Origin of the sequence: Sphingomonas endophytica (assembly GCF_001476895.1) — a bacterium.
In the GTDB taxonomy this organism is placed as follows: Bacteria; Pseudomonadota; Alphaproteobacteria; order Sphingomonadales; family Sphingomonadaceae; genus Sphingomonas; species Sphingomonas endophytica_A.
Map to the genome: position 1 here is coordinate 1 of NZ_LDTB01000038.1, position 15,004 is coordinate 15,004.

A 15,004-nucleotide genomic window follows, 5' to 3' on the forward strand; every position below is an offset into this window, starting at 1 on the left:
GTATCGGCCTCCCCGGGGAGGACGCTCGACTCCGCTGGCACGAGCAGCACGTCGTCGAAGGTGAGGCCGAGGCGGATGTTCATGGAACGCCGAATCCTGTGGGGTGAGGAAGTGGCGCGCCATGTAACCGCAACCGGGGCGAAGGGCTAGTACCCTGCCATTGCCGTTGCCCCAAGATGTGCCGTCACCCCGGCGCCGACCGGGGTCCGCCGGTCCTCACGCGCCTGCGACACAGGCGTATGCGGAACCATGGACCCCGGCCTGCGCCGGGGTGACGGGTATGGTGTCGCGGGTCAGGCGTCGGCCTTCACCGCCTTCGGTGCGGCTTCGCGGACGCCCTGGTCGACGTGTTCGGCGAATTGCGCGAAATTGTCGTTGAACAGGTCGACCAGCTTCTCCGCCGTCGCGTCATAGTCGGCCTTGTCTGCCCAGGTCGCGCGCGGATCGAGAATGGCGCTATCCACGCCCGGCACCGCGACCGGCACCTTGAAGCCGAAGTTCGGATCGGTGCGGAACTCGGCGTCGTTCAGGCTGCCGTCGAGCGCCGCGTTGAGCAATGCGCGGGTCGCCTTGATCGGCATGCGGTGGCCGGTGCCGTATTTGCCGCCCGTCCAGCCGGTGTTGACCAGCCAGCAATCCACGCCGCCCTTGGCGATCCGCTCCTTGAGAAGGTTGCCGTACACCGACGGATGGCGCGGCATGAACGGTGCCCCGAAACAGGTCGAGAAGGTCGCATCGGGTTCGGTCACGCCGATCTCGGTACCCGCGACGCGCGCGGTATAGCCCGAGAGGAAGTGGTACATCGCCTGATCCGGGGTCAGCTTCGCGATCGGGGGCAGGATGCCGTAGGCGTCCGCCGTCAGCATCACGATGCTGCGCGGGGTGCCGCCCATGTTGTCCTTCGAGGCGTTCGGAATGAAGTCGATCGGGTAGGCGCCACGGCTGTTTTCGGCGAGGCTGTTGTCGTCGAGGTCGAGCTGGCGCGTCACCTCGTCCATCACCACATTCTCAAGAACCGTGCCGAAGCGCTTGGTGGTGGCGAAGATTTCCGGTTCCGCCTCGGGCGAGAGGCGGATCATCTTGGCGTAGCAGCCGCCCTCGAAATTGAAGACGGCGTCGTCGGACCAGCCATGTTCGTCGTCGCCGATCAGCGTCCGCTTCGGGTCCGCCGACAGCGTGGTCTTGCCGGTGCCCGACAGGCCGAAGAACACCGCCGTGCGGCCGTCCCCGCCCATGTTGGCCGAACAGTGCATCGGCATGACGCCGGTCGGGGGCAGCAGATAGTTGAGGATGCCGAACACCGACTTCTTCATCTCACCGGCATAGCGCGTGCCGCCGATCAGGATCAGCTTCTCGGTCATGTTGACCGCGATCACGGTTTCGCTGCGGCAGCCGTGGCGCGCGGGATCGGCGCGGAAGCTGGGCAGGTCGATGATCGTGTAATCGGGCGCGAACCCCTTCAGATCCTGCTCCTCCGGACGGACCAGCATCGTGCGGATGAACAGATTGTGCCACGCCAGTTCGTTGATGACGCGGACGCGGACCCGGTGGCCGGGCTGCGACCCGCCGTACAGGTCCTGGACGAACAGGTCGCTCTTGCCCTTCAGCGCGGTCAGGAAATCGGCCTTGAGCGCGGCGAAATGCGCCGGCTCCATCGCCTTGTTCGACTTGCCCCACCAGACGGTCGTCTCGGTTTCGGCGTCGCGGACGATGAACTTGTCCTGCGCCGAGCGGCCGGTGTGCGCGCCGGTTTCCACCACCAGCGGGCCGTCGGCGGACAGCTTGCCCTCGCCGCGCGCGACGGCGGCCTCGGTCAGGCGGGCGGTCACGAGGTTCCAGTGCAGCGTCGCGCGGGTTTCGATGCCCTGCGTTTCCAGCCCGGCGTCGGGAATACGATGGCTCAACGGTTCATCCTCCAATGCTGCGCCGCTCGAGGGCGCTGTCGATGGCGTCGAAATACGCCGTCCCGCGCCGCGCGTCAAACATGTTAAACACGCTGGTGGGTCGATCGGCCCATTGAGCGCCGCGATGCTTTGCACTACCCCGGGCGCGACGATGACCGGGATGACGCCATGACCGCCACGATCGCGCTGGTCGACGATGATCGCAACATCCTGACCTCGGTCTCGATCGCGCTCCAGTCCGAGGGTTTCATGACCCGCATGTATTCGGACGGCGAGGCGGCGTTGAAAGCCTTGACCGACAACCCGCCCGACCTGGCGATCTTCGACATCAAGATGCCGAAGATGGACGGGCTGGAACTGCTGCGCCGGCTGCGCGAGAAGAGCCGGGTGCCGGTGATCTTCCTGACCAGCAAGGACGACGAGCTGGACGAGGCGCTGGGCCTGGCGATGGGGGCGGACGATTATATCGCCAAGCCGTTCAGCCAGCGGCTGCTGATCGCCCGCATCCGCGCGATCCTGCGCCGCACCGAACCGGCGGCCACCGGCGAGACGGGCGCAAACGAGGCGCAGGTGCCGCTGGAGCGCGGGCGGCTGGTGATGGACCCGGCGCGCCACCGCGTGACCTGGGACGGCAGGCCGGTGACGCTGACCGTCACCGAATTCCTGATCCTGGAGACGCTGGCGCAGCGCCCCGGCATCGTGAAGACGCGCAACCAGTTGATGGATGCGGCCTATCAGGACGACATCTACGTCGACGACCGCACCATCGACAGCCACATCAAGCGCGTGCGCCGCAAATTCCGCGAGGCGGACCCCACGTTCGACTCGATCGAGACATTGTATGGCGCCGGCTACCGCTTTTCGGAGGAGTGACGCCGCCGAACAGGCGCGCGCATGGTCGGGGCGGGTATCGCTCACCCCGCGCATCCTGGCGGTCAACGTGCTGGCGCTGCTGTTGCTGGCGGGCGGCTTCTTCTATCTCGAATCGTTCCGCAGCCGCATCCTCGACCAGAAATCGAACGAGGCGCGGCGCGAGGCGCAGTTGATGGCCGCCGCGCTGGCCCCCGCCCCGCCCGCGTCGCGCGACGCGGTGCTGGCGCGGCTGGCGACGCAGACCGGCACGCGGTTGCGGCTGTACGACCGTGCCGGCACGCTGCTGGCCGACAGCCGCGCGCTGGGGGTGCGCAACTTCCAGCTCGACGATCCCGACAAGGATCCGCTCGCCAAGCGCAGCGCGCGCTGGCTGGACGCCGCGATCGACCGGATCGTGCGCGCGCCGCTGGCGCCCGGCTATCGCGAGCGCGCCGACGGGCGACGCTGGCCCGACGTGCAGGCGGTGCTGAACGGTCGCGCGAGCGCGGCGACGCTGTGGCGCGCGCCGGACCGCACGCCGGTGATCAGCGCCGCCGCGCCGCTGCCGGGGGATCTGGCGCTGCTGTCGACCGTCAACGCGCGCGACGTGACCGAGCGCGTGCGGCTGGAACGGTTCCGGCTGAGCGTCGTCCTGCTGGTCGCGTCGTCGATCTCGATCGGCCTGTCGCTGTATCTGGCGCGGACGATCGTCAACCCGCTGCGGTTGCTGGCGCGGGCGGCGGTGCGGGTACGGCTGGGGCGCGCGCGCGAGGTGATCGTGCCGCGCCTGCCCGAGCGGCGCGACGAGATCGGGATGCTGGCGCGCGCGCTGTCCGACATGACGCTGGCGCTGCGCGCGCGGATCGATGCGACCGAGGCGTTCGCGGCCGACGTGACGCATGAGCTGAAGAACCCGCTCGCCTCGCTCCGCTCCGCCACCGATGCGCTGGGACGGGTCAGCGACGAGGAACTGCGCGCCAGGCTGCTGGCGATCGTCAACGACGACGTGCACCGGCTCGACCGGCTGATCAGCGACATTTCCGATGCCTCGCGGCTCGACGCGCAGCTCAGTCGCGCCACCTTCGATCCCGTCGATGTCGGCGGGATGCTGGCGGCGATGGTCGCGCAGCGCGCCGAGCGGGGGCTGCCGCGCGGGGTACGGCTGCGGTTCGCCCCGCCGCCGGACGGCGAACTGGTGGTCGCCGGCGAAGGCGCGCGGCTGGAACGCGTGTTCGCGAACCTGATCGACAATGCGATCTCCTTCTCGCCCGACGAGGCGACGGTCACGATCGCGGCGCGGCGCGACCGGTCGATGCTGGAAGTCAGGGTCGAAGACGAAGGGCCCGGCGTGCCCGAGGAAGCGCGCGAGGCGATCTTCCGCCGGTTCCATTCGGTGCGCCCGGCGCAGGAGACGTTCGGGCAGCATTCCGGGCTGGGCCTGGCGATCGCGCGCACGATCGTAGAGGCGCATCAGGGCGAGATCGGCGTCGAGGCGCGCGAGGACCGGCTCGGCGGCGCGCGGTTCGTCGTGCGGCTGCCGCTGACCGCGCGGGCGGCCGCCGGCGAATGAGCGACACCGCCACCATCCATGCCACCTGCGTCGCGATCGGCGGGCGCGCGGTGCTGCTGACCGGACCGTCGGGCGCGGGAAAGTCCGACCTGGCGATGCGGCTGATCGATCGCGGCGCCGTTCTGGTCTCCGATGACTATACGGTCCTGTCGCACGGCCATGGCGTGCTGATCGCCGCCGCCCCCGCCACGATCGCCGGGCGGATGGAGGTGCGCGGATTGGGCATCGTCGCGCGCCCGTCGCAGACCGCGGTGCCGGTCGCGATGGCGGTCGTGCTGGCCAGCGAGGACGAGCGAATGCCCGAGCCGCGCACGATCGCGATCCACGGCGTCACCCTGCGCCAGGTGGTGATCGATCCGCGCTGGCCCTCCGCACCGATCAAGGTGGAATGGGCGCTGGCGCAACAGGAAGAGGCGGGCCAAGGGGAAACCGGGCGGGAGAAGGCTGGGCGATGAACGAGGTGCTGCTGGTCACCGGCATGGCGGGCGCGGGCGTGTCCACGGTGCTGAAGACGCTGGAGGACATGGGGTGGGAGACGGTGGACAATGTGCCGCTGTCGCTGCTGCCGCGAGTCGTCGCCCCGCCCGCCGACCCGACCGAGACGCCGCGCCCGATCGCGATCGGGTTCGGCACGCGGACCCGGAATTTCGATGCCGACACCGCGCTGCGCCGCTTCGAGGAATTGCGCCAGCGCGGCGACAATGTCGGGCTGCTGTTCCTCGATTGCGCGGGCGGGGAACTGGCGCGGCGCTTCGCGGAGACGCGGCGGCGCCACCCGCTGGCGGCCGACCGGCCGGTGGTGGAGGGTATCCAGCTCGAACGCCGGCTGCTCGCCCCGCTGCGCGAGCAGGCCAACCGCCTGATCGACACCACCGCCGACAAGGCCAATGGGCTAGCGAAACAGGTGCGGGAGATGTTCGCGCGCGACGCGGTGGTCGGCCTGACGCTGACGATCGAATCGTTCGGCTTCGCGCGCGGCATCCCGGCCGGGGTGGACATGGTGTTCGACGTCCGGTTCCTGCGGAATCCGCACTGGGATCCCGCGCTCCGTCCCTTTACGGGACGCGACCCGGCGGTGGCGGCCTATATCGCCGCCGACCCCGCCTATGCGGAGGCGATCGGACGGATCGAGGAACTGCTGCTGTTGCTGATGCCGCGGTACAGGGCTGAGGGGAAACCCTATGTTACCGTGGCGTTCGGCTGTACCGGCGGGAAGCATCGATCGGTCCATGTCGCCGAGCGCGTGGGCAAACGGTTGCGCGAGGCGGGATTTTGTCCCACCATTGTGCATCGCGACCTTGCGGCGGCCCCGCAGGATGCGCTCGAAGGACGCCCAACGGGTCAATGAACGGATTGTCGAAACCAATGTCGGGTCCAGTGATCGGTTTGGTGCTCGTCACGCACGGGCGTCTTGCCGACGAATTCGTGGTGGCGATGGAGCATGTCGTCGGGCCGCAGCGGCAGGTGCGCACGGTCGCCATCGGCCCGGAGGACGATATGGAGGCGCGTCGTGCCGATATCGCCGCCGCGATCGGCGAGGTCGATGAGGGACGCGGGGTGATCGTGCTGACCGACCTGTTCGGCGGAACGCCCTCCAACCTCGCGATTTCATTGATGGAGCGCGGCCGGATCGAGGTGATCGCCGGCATCAACCTGCCGATGCTGATCCGGCTGGAATCGGCCCGCAAGGCGATGACGGTGGTGGCGGCGGTCGCCGCCGCGCGCGAGGCCGGGCGGAAATATATCTCGGTCGCCTCCGAGGTGCTGGGCGAGGCGGCGGCGTGAGCGTGTCGCGCACGGTCGAGGTCACCAACCGTCGCGGGCTGCACGCGCGCGCCAGCGCCAAGTTCGTGACGCTGGCTTCCGGTCAGCCGATCGAGGTCAAGGTCGCCAAGGGCGATTCGGAAGTGGTCGGCACCTCGATCATGGGGCTGATGATGCTGGGTGCGGCCAAGGGAGACCAGATCACCATCTCCGCCGAGGGCGACGGCGCCGACGACGTGGTGGCGACGATGTGCGCGCTGGTCGAGGGGAAGTTCGGCGAGGACTGATCCTCCCCGACACATCCGCTTATGCCCAAGGTCATCACCTCCTTCTCCAATCCGCTGGTCAAGCGCGTCCAGGCGTTGCGCGACAAGCGCCATCGCCGCGAGGAAGGCATGTTCCTCGCCGAGGGGCTGCGCATCCTGACCGAGGCGCGGGAGACGGGGCGGATCCCGCGCATCCTGTTCTTCGCCGATGCCAGCGCGAAACATCCTTTGGTCCGCGCGCTGATCGACGCGGTCGAGGCCGATTATGGCGAGGCGATCGAGACGACGCCCGACATCCTCTCGAAACTGTCGGGCAAGGACAATCCGCAGGCGGTGGTCGGCGTGTTCGACACGTTCGAGACGCTGCTGGAGGATCTGGACCGCAGCGCCGCACCGATCTGGCTGGTGGCGGAGCGGCTGCGCGATCCCGGCAATCTGGGTACGATCCTGCGCACCGGCGACGCGGTGGGCGCGGGTGCGCTGATCCTGATCGACGAATGCGTCGATCCCTTTTCGGTCGAAGCGGTGCGCGCGAGCATGGGGGCGCTGTTCACGGTGCCGATCGTGCGCGTGATCTGGCCGGAGTTCCTGACCTGGTTGCGGCAGGGGCCGGGGCAGCTGGTCGGCCTGAGCCTGCAGACCGAGAACGGCTATCGCGACGCACCCTATGCCGCGCCGACCTTCCTGCTGACGGGAAACGAGGCGCAGGGGTTGCCCGAGGACTATGAGGCCGAGTGCGACCTGCTGGTCAAGATGCCGATGCTCGGCAAGGCCGACAGCCTGAACGCCGCGGTGGCGACGGCGGTGATGGCCTATGAGGTGCTGGCGCGGCATCGATAAGCGCGGACGTCAGTCGTCCGACATCGCCTCCACCACGCCGTGCGGATCAAGGACGAATTCTCGATAGAGCCGGTAATGGTCGGTATCCTCCAGCGCGATCGGATCGATGCCGGCGCGCGTTACCGACAGCAGCCGAGCCTCGGGCGTCGCCATCAGGATCGGCGAGTGGGTGGCGACGATCACCTGCGCTTTTCCTTCCGCCGCGATCGTCCGCAACAGGTTCACGAACTCGAACTGCCGCCGTGGCGACAGAGCCGATTCCGGCTCGTCGAACAGAAAGATGCCCGGTCGCGCGCATCGCTCCGCAAAGAAGCGGAGAAACCCTTCGCCATGCGAATGGGACAGGAAATCGGGCGGAAGCGCCGAGACCTCCAGCGCGGCCTGATCCAGATAGCGGGAGACGCTGAAGAAACTCTCGGCGCGAAAGAACCAGCCTTGCCCGACCTTCGGCAACCAACTGGCGCGCAGTATATCCTGCAGGCGATCGCCATTCCATTCGATGGCCGTGCTATGATCGAGCGGACGATAACCCGGACCACCGCCCGCCTCATCGAAGCCCGCGATGGCGGCGATCCCCTCCAGCAACGTCGATTTTCCCACGCCATTCTCGCCGACCATGATGGTGATCGAACGGTCGAAGTGCAGCACGAAATCGTCGTCGCGCAGCAGCGGCAGGTTGTACGGGTAACGTGTGCGATCGATCGGCACGTCGTCACGCAGCCGCACCTGCTTCAGATAGGGTGGCGGCAGTTTCGTCTGAAACCCGCGCGCCATGCCTATTCGGCCGCATCCTCGACCGCGACCAGCTTGGTCAGCGGGCGCGCGGCCTGTTCACCGACCGGCAACGGATCGAGCGACTTGGTGCCGGTGTCGATGTTGAGAGTCTCGAAACGACGCGCGCTGGTCAGCACCTGGCTCTCCAGACTGCCGACGAAGCTGTTGTACGCGCCCATCGCGGTATCGAGATTCTTGCCGAGCCGCGCGACATGGCCGCCCATGACGGCGAGCCGCTGATAGAGTTCCTTGCCGAGCGCGCCGATCTCCTGCGCTTCGCGCGCCAGCTTTTCCTGCCGCCAGACCGCCGAGACGGTGCGCGCGATGGCGATCAAATTGGTCGGCGTGGCGAGCAGGACGCGGCGCTCGAAGGCGTAATCCCATAAGGTCGCGTCATGTTCGAGCGCGGCCGACAGGAAATGCTCGCCCGGCACGAACATCACGACATATTCGGGCGCGTCGTCGAACTGCGTCCAATAGGCCTTGGCGCCCAGCGCGTTGACGTGGGCGCGCATCGAGGCGGCGTGCGCGGCGAGGCCGAGTTGGCGCTCGGCCTCGTCGACCGCGCCGAACGCGTCCTGATAGGCGTTGAGCGATACCTTGGCGTCGACGATCAGCGACTTGCCGCCGGGAACGCGGACGATCGCGTCGGGGCGTAGCCGCGCGCCTTCCTCGCCCGCGACACTGACCTCCATGCGGAAGTCGGTGTGTTCGGCCAGCCCGCAGGATTCAAGCACGTTGCGGAGTTGCTGCTCGCCCCAGCGGCCGCGCGCCTTGGGGGCGTTGCGGAGCGCATTGACCAGCTTGGCGGCCTCGCCCGAGACGCGCTCCTGCCCGGCGCGCATCGCCTCGATCTGGCCGTGCAACTGCCCGAAGGCGTCGCGGCGCTCGGCCTCGATCTTCGCGACGCCTTCCTCATAGCGTTGCAGGCGGTCGTTGACCGGCTGGAGCAACGCGCGGAGCCCCTGCCCCGATTGTTCCTCGGCCTGACGGAAGCGCGCCTCGGCGCGTTCGAGGAACGACTTCTGCGCCTCGCCGAGTGCGTTCTGCGCGACCTCGCGGAAGCGCAGGCTCATTTCGTCGGCGGCGGCGCGAAGGTCGGCGATCCGCTGCTCGGCGGCGCGACCCTCCGCCTGAAGGCGGGAGACGTCGAGGCGCGCGGCCTCGCGCTCATCGCGCGCCTCCGCCAGTTCGGTGCGGAGCGTATCGGCGGCGCGCGCGCGTTCCTCGGCAGCGGCGAGGTCGGTGATCGCGCGCTTGAACTGCTCGACCTGTTCGTCGCGTTCGCGGCGATAGGTGGCGGCCTCGCGCTTGCCGGCGAGCCAGCCGAGCAACGCGCCCAATGCGAGAGCGAGGAGCGCGACGAGAAGATATTCGATCATTGGCGGAACATAGATCGAACGATTTGCTCGCGGCAACTGTTAATATCGGCTGCGCCCCCTTACTCCTGCCGTCGCAACTGGACCCCGGCCTTCGCCGGGGTGACGGCAGTATCTTGGGCGGCCGTCAGCCGCGACGGAGCTTGTCGAGCTTCTTGAGCAACATGCCGCGCTTCAGGCGCGAGATGTGATCGATGAACAGCACGCCGTTCAGATGATCGATCTCGTGCTGCATGCAGGTCGACATCAGCCCGTCGAACTCGGCCTCCTGCCGCTCGCCCGCCGTGTCGAGCCACGTCACGCGGCAGCGGGTCGGGCGCGTCACCTCGGCATATTGTTCCGGGATCGACAGGCAGCCTTCGTTGTAGCTGGCGGTTTCCTCGCTGAACCAGGTGATCTCGGGATTGATGAAGGCGTGCGGATCGCGGGCGGCCTCGCGCGGTTCGCCCTCTTCCAGCTCACGCTCCTGAAGGTCGATGACGACGATCCGCTGCATGATGCCGACCTGCACCGCCGCCAGCCCGATGCCGTGCGCGTCGTACATCGTGTCGAACATGTCGGCGACGATGCCGCGCACCGCGTCATTCACTTCCGCTACCGGCACGGCGGTTTGGCGCAGGCGCGCGTCGGGGACTTCTACGATCGGGAGAATGGCCATGGCGACCGGCTATAAGCGCGGGCCGGATGCGTCAAGCGACGGGGCGCCGCGCGCGCAGCGCCTGCGCCAGCGTGCCCTCGTCGAGATAGTCCAGCTCGCCGCCGACGGGCAGGCCGTGCGCGAGCTGGGTCAGGCGGACGCGATGTTTCTCCAGCCGTTCCGCGAGGTAATGCGCGGTCGTCTGCCCCTCCAGCGTGGCGTTCATCGCGAGCACGACCTCATCGACCTGCCCGCCCGCGACGCGCGCGATCAGGCTGTTGATCGCGAGATCCTCGGGCCGCACGCCCTCCAGCGCGGACAGACGGCCGCCAAGGACGTGGAAGCGGCCAGGGAAGAGGCGTCCGCGCTCCAAGGCCCAGAGGTCACTGACATCCTCCACCACGCACAGGCTGCGCGGGTCGCGGCGCGGGTCGGAGCAGATCGCGCACGGATCGGTGGTATCGACATTGCCGCAGGTGCCGCAGGTTGCCAGGCGCTCCTCGACCGCCGTCAGCGCAGCGCGCAGCGGCCCCAGCGACGATTCGCGGCGCTTGAGCAGGTGCAGCACCGCGCGCCGCGCCGAACGGGGGCCGAAACCGGGGAGCCGCGCCAGCGCGCTCGTCAGCGCCTCGATCTCGGGGGATGCCATGCGGAACAGATAGGGGGTTGCGCCGCGCGCCGCCAGCGTGTCGAGAGGCGGCATGCGGATCGTTTTCATGGGAACGCCCGGCTTCGCGGTGCCGACGCTGGAGGCTTTGGTCGCCGATGGGCATGAGATGGTGGCGGCATACAGCCAGCCACCGCGACCGGGCGGGCGGCGCGGGCGCGAACTGGTGAAGTCGCCGGTGCAGGTGCGCGCGGAGGAACTGGGGGTGCCGGTGTTCACGCCGGTCTCCTTGCGCGATCCGAAGGCGCAGGCGGTGTTTGCGGGGCATGACGCGGATGTGGCGGTGGTGGCGGCCTATGGGCTGATCCTGCCGCGTGCGGTGCTGGATGCGCCGCGGCTGGGGTGCCTGAACGTGCATGGTTCGCTGCTGCCGCGCTGGCGGGGAGCGGCGCCGGTGCAGCGGGCGATTCTCGCCGGCGATGCCGAGACCGGCGTCGCGATCATGCAGATGGAGGCGGGGCTGGATACCGGGCCGGTGCGGCTGGAGGGGCGGACGCGTATCGAGGCGAAGAACGCCGGACAACTCACTGACGAACTGTCCGAAATCGGCGCAATGTTGATGGTGCAGGTACTCCGCGACCCTGACGCCTTCCCGCCGGTGGCGCAGCCGGCCGAGGGCGTGACCTATGCCGAGAAGATCCGCAAGGAGGAGGCGCGGATCGACTTTTCCGCCGACGCCGAACAGGTGGTGCGGCAGATCGCGGCCTTCTGCCCGGTGCCGGGGGCGTTCTTCGCGCATGACGGCGAACGGGTGAAGGTGCTGGAAGCCGAGGTCGTGGCGGGAGACGGCGCGGCGGGCGTGGTGCTCGACGACAGGCTGACGATCGCGTGCGGCAGCGGGGCGATCCGTCCGTTGCGGGTACAGCGTGCCGGGCGCGGGGTGATGAGCGTGGCGGAGTTGCTGCGGGGGTTCGCGATCCCGGTCGGCACGGTACTGTGACCCGATTCGCGCTGACGGTCGAGTTCGACGGGCGGCCGTTCATGGGCTGGCAGCGACAGGCGCATGGGCCGAGCGTGCAGCAGGCGATCGAAGAAGCGGCGCAGGCGGTCACCGGCGAGACGGTGGTCGTGCATTGCGCGGGGCGGACCGATGCCGGGGTGCATGGGCTGGGGATGCGGGCGCATCTGGATATCGCTAAGCCGATCGCGGCGTTTCGGCTGGGCGAGGCGCTGAACGCGCGGTTGCGGCCGGCGCCGGTGGCGATTCTCGATTGCGTGGAAGTGGACGATAACTTTCACGCGCGTTTTTCGTGTCTTGCGCGCGCTTACGAATATCGCATCGTCAATCGCCGCGCGCCGCTGACGGTCGAGAAAGGGCTGGCGTGGCAGATTCCGCAGCCACTCGACGCCGCGGCGATGCACGAGGCGGCGCAAGTCCTGCTAGGGGTGCACGACTTCACGACCTTTCGCTCGGCGCATTGCCAGTCGGCGAGCCCGGTCAAGTCGATCGACTGGATCGAGGTGGTGCGCGACGGAGATCGCGTCGCCGCGCGGGTGGAGGCGCGGTCGTTCCTCCATCATCAGGTGCGATCGATGGTCGGGTGCCTGGCGCTGGTCGGCATGGGGCGGTGGTCGGTAGCGGACTTCGCCGACGCGCTGCACGCGGCGGATCGGGGGCGGTTGGGGCTCAACGCGCCGCCCGATGGGTTGTTCTTCGTGACCGCGCTTTACGAGGGCGACCGGCTGAAGCGCGCCGCCAGCTCGACGTGCGTCGACCAGCGGAACTGACCGACCGGCTGGATCCAGTCAAGTGCATAGCCGCCTTCGCGCAGTCGCTGAGCATCCGCCGCAAAGGTGCTGGGATTGCACGAAACATAGGCGATGACGGGCACGGTTCCGGCGGCCAGCTGCGTCACCTGATCGCGGGCACCCGCGCGCGGCGGGTCGATGACGATCGCGTCGAAGCGGTTGAGCTCGGCGGTGGTCAGCGGGCGGCGGAACAGGTCGCGGTGTTCGGTGAAGACCAATCGCTGCGCCCTGCCCGCCGCCGCCTTGAGCGCCATGATCGCGTCGCGCGCACCCTCCGCGGCATAGACGCGCCCCGGTAGCGCGAGCGCAAAGGTTCCCAGTCCGGCGAAGAGATCGGCGGTGATCTTCGCAGCCCCGACACTCTCGCACACGGCGGCAACGAGCGCGGCCTCGCCCTCGGTCGTGGCTTGCAGGAAGGCCGCGGGGGGCAAGGGCACCGCGACGCCGCCGAGCGTGATCGTGACCGGCTCCGGCTCCCAGCGCGTTTCCGGCCCCATGCCGTCGTCGAAGGCGATGCGCGCGACCTTATGCGCCTGCGCGAAGGCGGTCAGCGCGTCGTGATGTGACAGCCCTTCGGGCGCGACGCCCTTGACCAGCACGTCGACGCCCTGATCGGCGAGCGTCAGATGAACGTCAAGGCGGCGCTTGGCCTTGAAGCTGGGCAGCAGGCGCTTGAGCGGGCGGACGAGCGCGAACAACTCCGGCGCGATGACATGGCATTCGTGGAGGTCGACGATCTGGTGACTGCGCTCGGCGGTGAAACCGATCCGGCCCGACGGCTCGACGTGGAGCGTCGCGCGGCGGCGGGTGTGCGGCGGGGAGAGCGCGGGGGCGCGGATGATCGTCGTGAGGCCATGCGCGTCGAGCGCCGAGGCAATGCGGTCGGTGATGAACCCGGCCCAGCTCTCGTCGTCGAGATGTTGGAGCTGACAACCGCCGCATTCGGGATAATGGCGGCACGGCGGGTCGATGTGATGCGGACCGGGGATGAGCGTGCCGTCGTCGGCGAGCGTGTCGCCGGGGGCGGCGAGCGCGACGTGGCGACCGTCGGCCGCAACGCCCTCCCCGCGTGCGGCGATGCGGGTAATGGTGGTCATGCGCGCGCTCCGGTCAGGGCCTCGGCGAGGTCGTCGGCGATGAAGGCGGGGCCGAGGCGGCGGGCGGCCTCGCCATGGAGCCAGACGCCGGCGGCAGCGGCGTCGAGCGGTGTGCCGCCACCCGCCAGCATCGCGGCGATCGCGCCGGCGAGGACGTCGCCGCTGCCGGCCGTCGACAGCCATGACGAGGCGGCGGGCGACAGGACGGCGCGGCCATCGGCGGCGGCGATGACGGTGTCGGGGCCTTTGAACACGATCGTCGCGTTGGCGCGCGTTGCGGCGGCGCGGGCGGCAGTGAGCTTGTCAGTGTCGGAAGCGGCGAAGAGCGCGGCGAACTCGCCCGCATGGGGAGTGAGGATCGTCTCGGCCGGGCGGCCGTGGAGTCGCTCGGGAGTGACGAGGTGGAGCGCGTCGCCGTCGATGACAAGCGGGCGGTCGGTGGCGAGCGCCTGATCGAGCAGCGCGCGCGCCGCGTCGTCGCGGCCGAGGCCGGGGCCGATCAGCACGGCGCCGATGCGCGGGTCGGCGAGCGCGGAGTCGTCGCAGCGGCGGCGGACGAGCGCGTGCGGCGCGCCGGGGATCGTGGCCCCAAGGATTTCGACATAGCCCGCGCCCGCGTGCATCGCCGCCTGTGCCGCGAGTTGCGCCGCGCCCGCCATCCGGCCACGGATGACGGCGACCATGCCGCGCGTGAACTTGTGCGCGTCGATCGCCGGGGCCGGAAGGTCCGGTCGCGACAGGACACGCACGTCGCTGTCGGTCGTGACGCCGATCGGAAGCAGACGCACCGCGCCGCAATGCACGGCGGAGGGTTGCAACAGATGCGCAGGCTTCGCCGCGCCGAGCGCAAGCGTGACGTGGAAGGCGGGGAGGTCGCCGAGTAGCGCGCCATCGTCGGTCGCAATGCCGCTGGGCAGGTCTACCGCGATGGCGAGGTTCGCGTGCGATACAAAGCGGTTGAGAGCGGTACTGACGTCAGTGTCCAGGGCGCGCGACAGGCCGGTGCCGAACAAGGCGTCGACCACCACCGGCGCGGGGGCGGCGGTGGCGAGCGGCTCGACCGCGCCGGTCCAGAGCGCGCGGGCGGCGATCGCGGCCGGGGTGCGGGGTTCGGCGGAAGCGGCGACGCGAACCGAGGGTCCGGCGGCGTGGAGACGGGCGGCCGCGACATAGCCGTCGCCGCCGTTGTTGCCGGGGCCGCAGAGCACCAGGACTTCGTTGACGCCCGCCAGCCGCCGGACGGCATCGGCCACCCCCGCCCCGGCGCGCTGCATCAGCGTATCGACGCCGGTGCCGGCGGCGATGGCTTTTTCCTCCGCCGCGCGCATCTGGGCGGCGGTGAGCACGGCGGTTCCGGCGATCGGGATCATGACCGCCGCCTACCCGCTGTCGGCGGCGGAGTGAAGCGGTTCGTTTGGGGGAGTGTGGCAGGCATTTGCCTGCTGTCGCCATTGCAAGCGGAGCGAAGCGATCCAGCGTGTCCTGGTCCGGCACTGGATTGCTTC

16 protein-coding genes are annotated in these 15,004 nt (G+C 69.3%); 9 read left to right on the forward strand and 7 right to left on the reverse strand.

Annotated features, from left to right (window positions below; all coding sequences use genetic code 11):
- Window positions 1-293 precede the first annotated feature (293 nt).
- Window positions 294-1,904 carry a phosphoenolpyruvate carboxykinase gene (locus NS334_RS10145; protein WP_058755876.1) on the reverse strand — a complete coding sequence of 537 codons (1,611 nt, stop codon included), beginning with the start codon at window positions 1,902-1,904 and terminating at the stop codon, window positions 294-296.
- Window positions 1,905-2,072: 168 nt separating this feature from the next.
- On the opposite strand from NS334_RS10145, the gene NS334_RS10150 reads away from it, so the two are divergent.
- The 7 genes from NS334_RS10150 to NS334_RS10180 are packed head-to-tail and all read left to right on the forward strand — an operon-like array spanning window position 2,073 to window position 7,196.
- Entirely contained in the window at window positions 2,073-2,777 is a 705-nt protein-coding gene (locus NS334_RS10150) for a response regulator transcription factor (protein ID WP_058755877.1), read from the forward strand.
- Complete coding sequence (locus NS334_RS10155) at window positions 2,746-4,326, forward strand: sensor histidine kinase (RefSeq protein WP_058755852.1); 1,581 nt, start codon at window positions 2,746-2,748, stop codon at window positions 4,324-4,326. The genes NS334_RS10150 and NS334_RS10155 overlap by 32 nt, the downstream gene beginning before the upstream one ends.
- Window positions 4,323-4,781 (forward strand): HPr kinase/phosphorylase, encoded by a 459-nt coding sequence (locus tag NS334_RS10160; RefSeq protein ID WP_058755853.1) that lies wholly within the window; start codon window positions 4,323-4,325, stop codon window positions 4,779-4,781. The genes NS334_RS10155 and NS334_RS10160 overlap by 4 nt, the downstream gene beginning before the upstream one ends.
- Window positions 4,778-5,674 carry an RNase adapter RapZ gene (gene rapZ, locus NS334_RS10165; RefSeq protein ID WP_058755854.1) on the forward strand — a complete coding sequence of 299 codons (897 nt, stop codon included), beginning with the start codon at window positions 4,778-4,780 and terminating at the stop codon, window positions 5,672-5,674. Before NS334_RS10160 ends, rapZ begins: the two co-directional genes overlap by 4 nt.
- A 29-nt stretch (window positions 5,675-5,703) precedes the next feature.
- The gene (locus NS334_RS10170) at window positions 5,704-6,111 is read left to right on the forward strand and encodes a PTS sugar transporter subunit IIA (RefSeq protein WP_058755855.1); all 408 of its coding nucleotides are present in this window, start codon (window positions 5,704-5,706) and stop codon (window positions 6,109-6,111) included.
- Window positions 6,108-6,377: an HPr family phosphocarrier protein gene (locus NS334_RS10175; RefSeq protein ID WP_058755856.1), complete on the forward strand. Its 270-nt coding sequence runs from the start codon at window positions 6,108-6,110 to the stop codon at window positions 6,375-6,377. The genes NS334_RS10170 and NS334_RS10175 overlap by 4 nt, the downstream gene beginning before the upstream one ends.
- Before the next feature lie 21 nt (window positions 6,378-6,398).
- On the forward strand, window positions 6,399-7,196 hold the full coding sequence (locus NS334_RS10180; protein WP_058755857.1) for a TrmH family RNA methyltransferase: 798 nt from the start codon (window positions 6,399-6,401) through the stop codon (window positions 7,194-7,196).
- A gap of 9 nt (window positions 7,197-7,205) precedes the next feature.
- Here NS334_RS10180 and NS334_RS10185 read toward each other — a convergent pair whose 3' ends face one another.
- The 4 genes from NS334_RS10185 to recR form a co-directional block, all read right to left on the reverse strand.
- Entirely contained in the window at window positions 7,206-7,970 is a 765-nt protein-coding gene (locus NS334_RS10185; RefSeq protein WP_058755858.1) for an AAA family ATPase, read from the reverse strand.
- Window positions 7,971-7,972: 2 nt separating this feature from the next.
- The gene (locus tag NS334_RS10190) at window positions 7,973-9,352 is read right to left on the reverse strand and encodes a DNA recombination protein RmuC (protein ID WP_058755859.1); all 1,380 of its coding nucleotides are present in this window, start codon (window positions 9,350-9,352) and stop codon (window positions 7,973-7,975) included.
- A 124-nt stretch (window positions 9,353-9,476) separates the two neighbouring features.
- Entirely contained in the window at window positions 9,477-10,007 is a 531-nt protein-coding gene (gene def / locus NS334_RS10195; RefSeq protein WP_058755860.1) for a peptide deformylase, read from the reverse strand.
- A 31-nt stretch (window positions 10,008-10,038) separates the two neighbouring features.
- Complete coding sequence (recR, locus tag NS334_RS10200; protein ID WP_058755878.1) at window positions 10,039-10,635, reverse strand: recombination mediator RecR; 597 nt, start codon at window positions 10,633-10,635, stop codon at window positions 10,039-10,041.
- A gap of 52 nt (window positions 10,636-10,687) precedes the next feature.
- On the opposite strand from recR, the gene fmt reads away from it, so the two are divergent.
- Window positions 10,688-11,593 carry a methionyl-tRNA formyltransferase gene (fmt, locus tag NS334_RS10205; protein WP_058755861.1) on the forward strand — a complete coding sequence of 302 codons (906 nt, stop codon included), beginning with the start codon at window positions 10,688-10,690 and terminating at the stop codon, window positions 11,591-11,593.
- Window positions 11,590-12,381: a tRNA pseudouridine(38-40) synthase TruA gene (gene truA / locus NS334_RS10210; RefSeq protein ID WP_058755862.1), complete on the forward strand. Its 792-nt coding sequence runs from the start codon at window positions 11,590-11,592 to the stop codon at window positions 12,379-12,381. The genes fmt and truA overlap by 4 nt, the downstream gene beginning before the upstream one ends.
- Here the strand turns inward: truA and NS334_RS10215 are convergent.
- On the reverse strand, window positions 12,321-13,499 hold the full coding sequence (locus tag NS334_RS10215) for a class I SAM-dependent RNA methyltransferase (RefSeq protein WP_058755863.1): 1,179 nt from the start codon (window positions 13,497-13,499) through the stop codon (window positions 12,321-12,323). The two genes, truA and NS334_RS10215, sit on opposite strands and share 61 nt — an antisense overlap.
- Entirely contained in the window at window positions 13,496-14,869 is a 1,374-nt protein-coding gene (locus NS334_RS10220; protein ID WP_058755864.1) for a bifunctional ADP-dependent NAD(P)H-hydrate dehydratase/NAD(P)H-hydrate epimerase, read from the reverse strand. Before NS334_RS10220 ends, NS334_RS10215 begins: the two co-directional genes overlap by 4 nt.
- Window positions 14,870-15,004 lie beyond the last annotated feature (135 nt).

Excerpts from the sequence above, each read along its gene's own strand:
- NS334_RS10215 (WP_058755863.1), bottom strand. The coding sequence starts at position 13,499 with ATGACCACCATTACCCGCATCGCCGCACGCGGGGAGGGCGTTGCGGCC.
- fmt (WP_058755861.1), top strand. The coding sequence starts at position 10,688 with ATGCGGATCGTTTTCATGGGAACGCCCGGCTTCGCGGTGCCGACGCTG.
- NS334_RS10220 (WP_058755864.1), bottom strand. The coding sequence starts at position 14,869 with ATGATCCCGATCGCCGGAACCGCCGTGCTCACCGCCGCCCAGATGCGC.
- recR (WP_058755878.1), bottom strand. The coding sequence starts at position 10,635 with ATGGCATCCCCCGAGATCGAGGCGCTGACGAGCGCGCTGGCGCGGCTC.
- NS334_RS10190 (WP_058755859.1), bottom strand. The coding sequence starts at position 9,352 with ATGATCGAATATCTTCTCGTCGCGCTCCTCGCTCTCGCATTGGGCGCG.
- rapZ (WP_058755854.1), top strand. The coding sequence starts at position 4,778 with ATGAACGAGGTGCTGCTGGTCACCGGCATGGCGGGCGCGGGCGTGTCC.
- def (WP_058755860.1), bottom strand. The coding sequence starts at position 10,007 with ATGGCCATTCTCCCGATCGTAGAAGTCCCCGACGCGCGCCTGCGCCAA.
- NS334_RS10185 (WP_058755858.1), bottom strand. The coding sequence starts at position 7,970 with ATGGCGCGCGGGTTTCAGACGAAACTGCCGCCACCCTATCTGAAGCAG.
- NS334_RS10160 (WP_058755853.1), top strand. The coding sequence starts at position 4,323 with ATGAGCGACACCGCCACCATCCATGCCACCTGCGTCGCGATCGGCGGG.
- NS334_RS10150 (WP_058755877.1), top strand. The coding sequence starts at position 2,073 with ATGACCGCCACGATCGCGCTGGTCGACGATGATCGCAACATCCTGACC.
- NS334_RS10155 (WP_058755852.1), top strand. The coding sequence starts at position 2,746 with ATGGCGCCGGCTACCGCTTTTCGGAGGAGTGACGCCGCCGAACAGGCG.
- NS334_RS10180 (WP_058755857.1), top strand. The coding sequence starts at position 6,399 with ATGCCCAAGGTCATCACCTCCTTCTCCAATCCGCTGGTCAAGCGCGTC.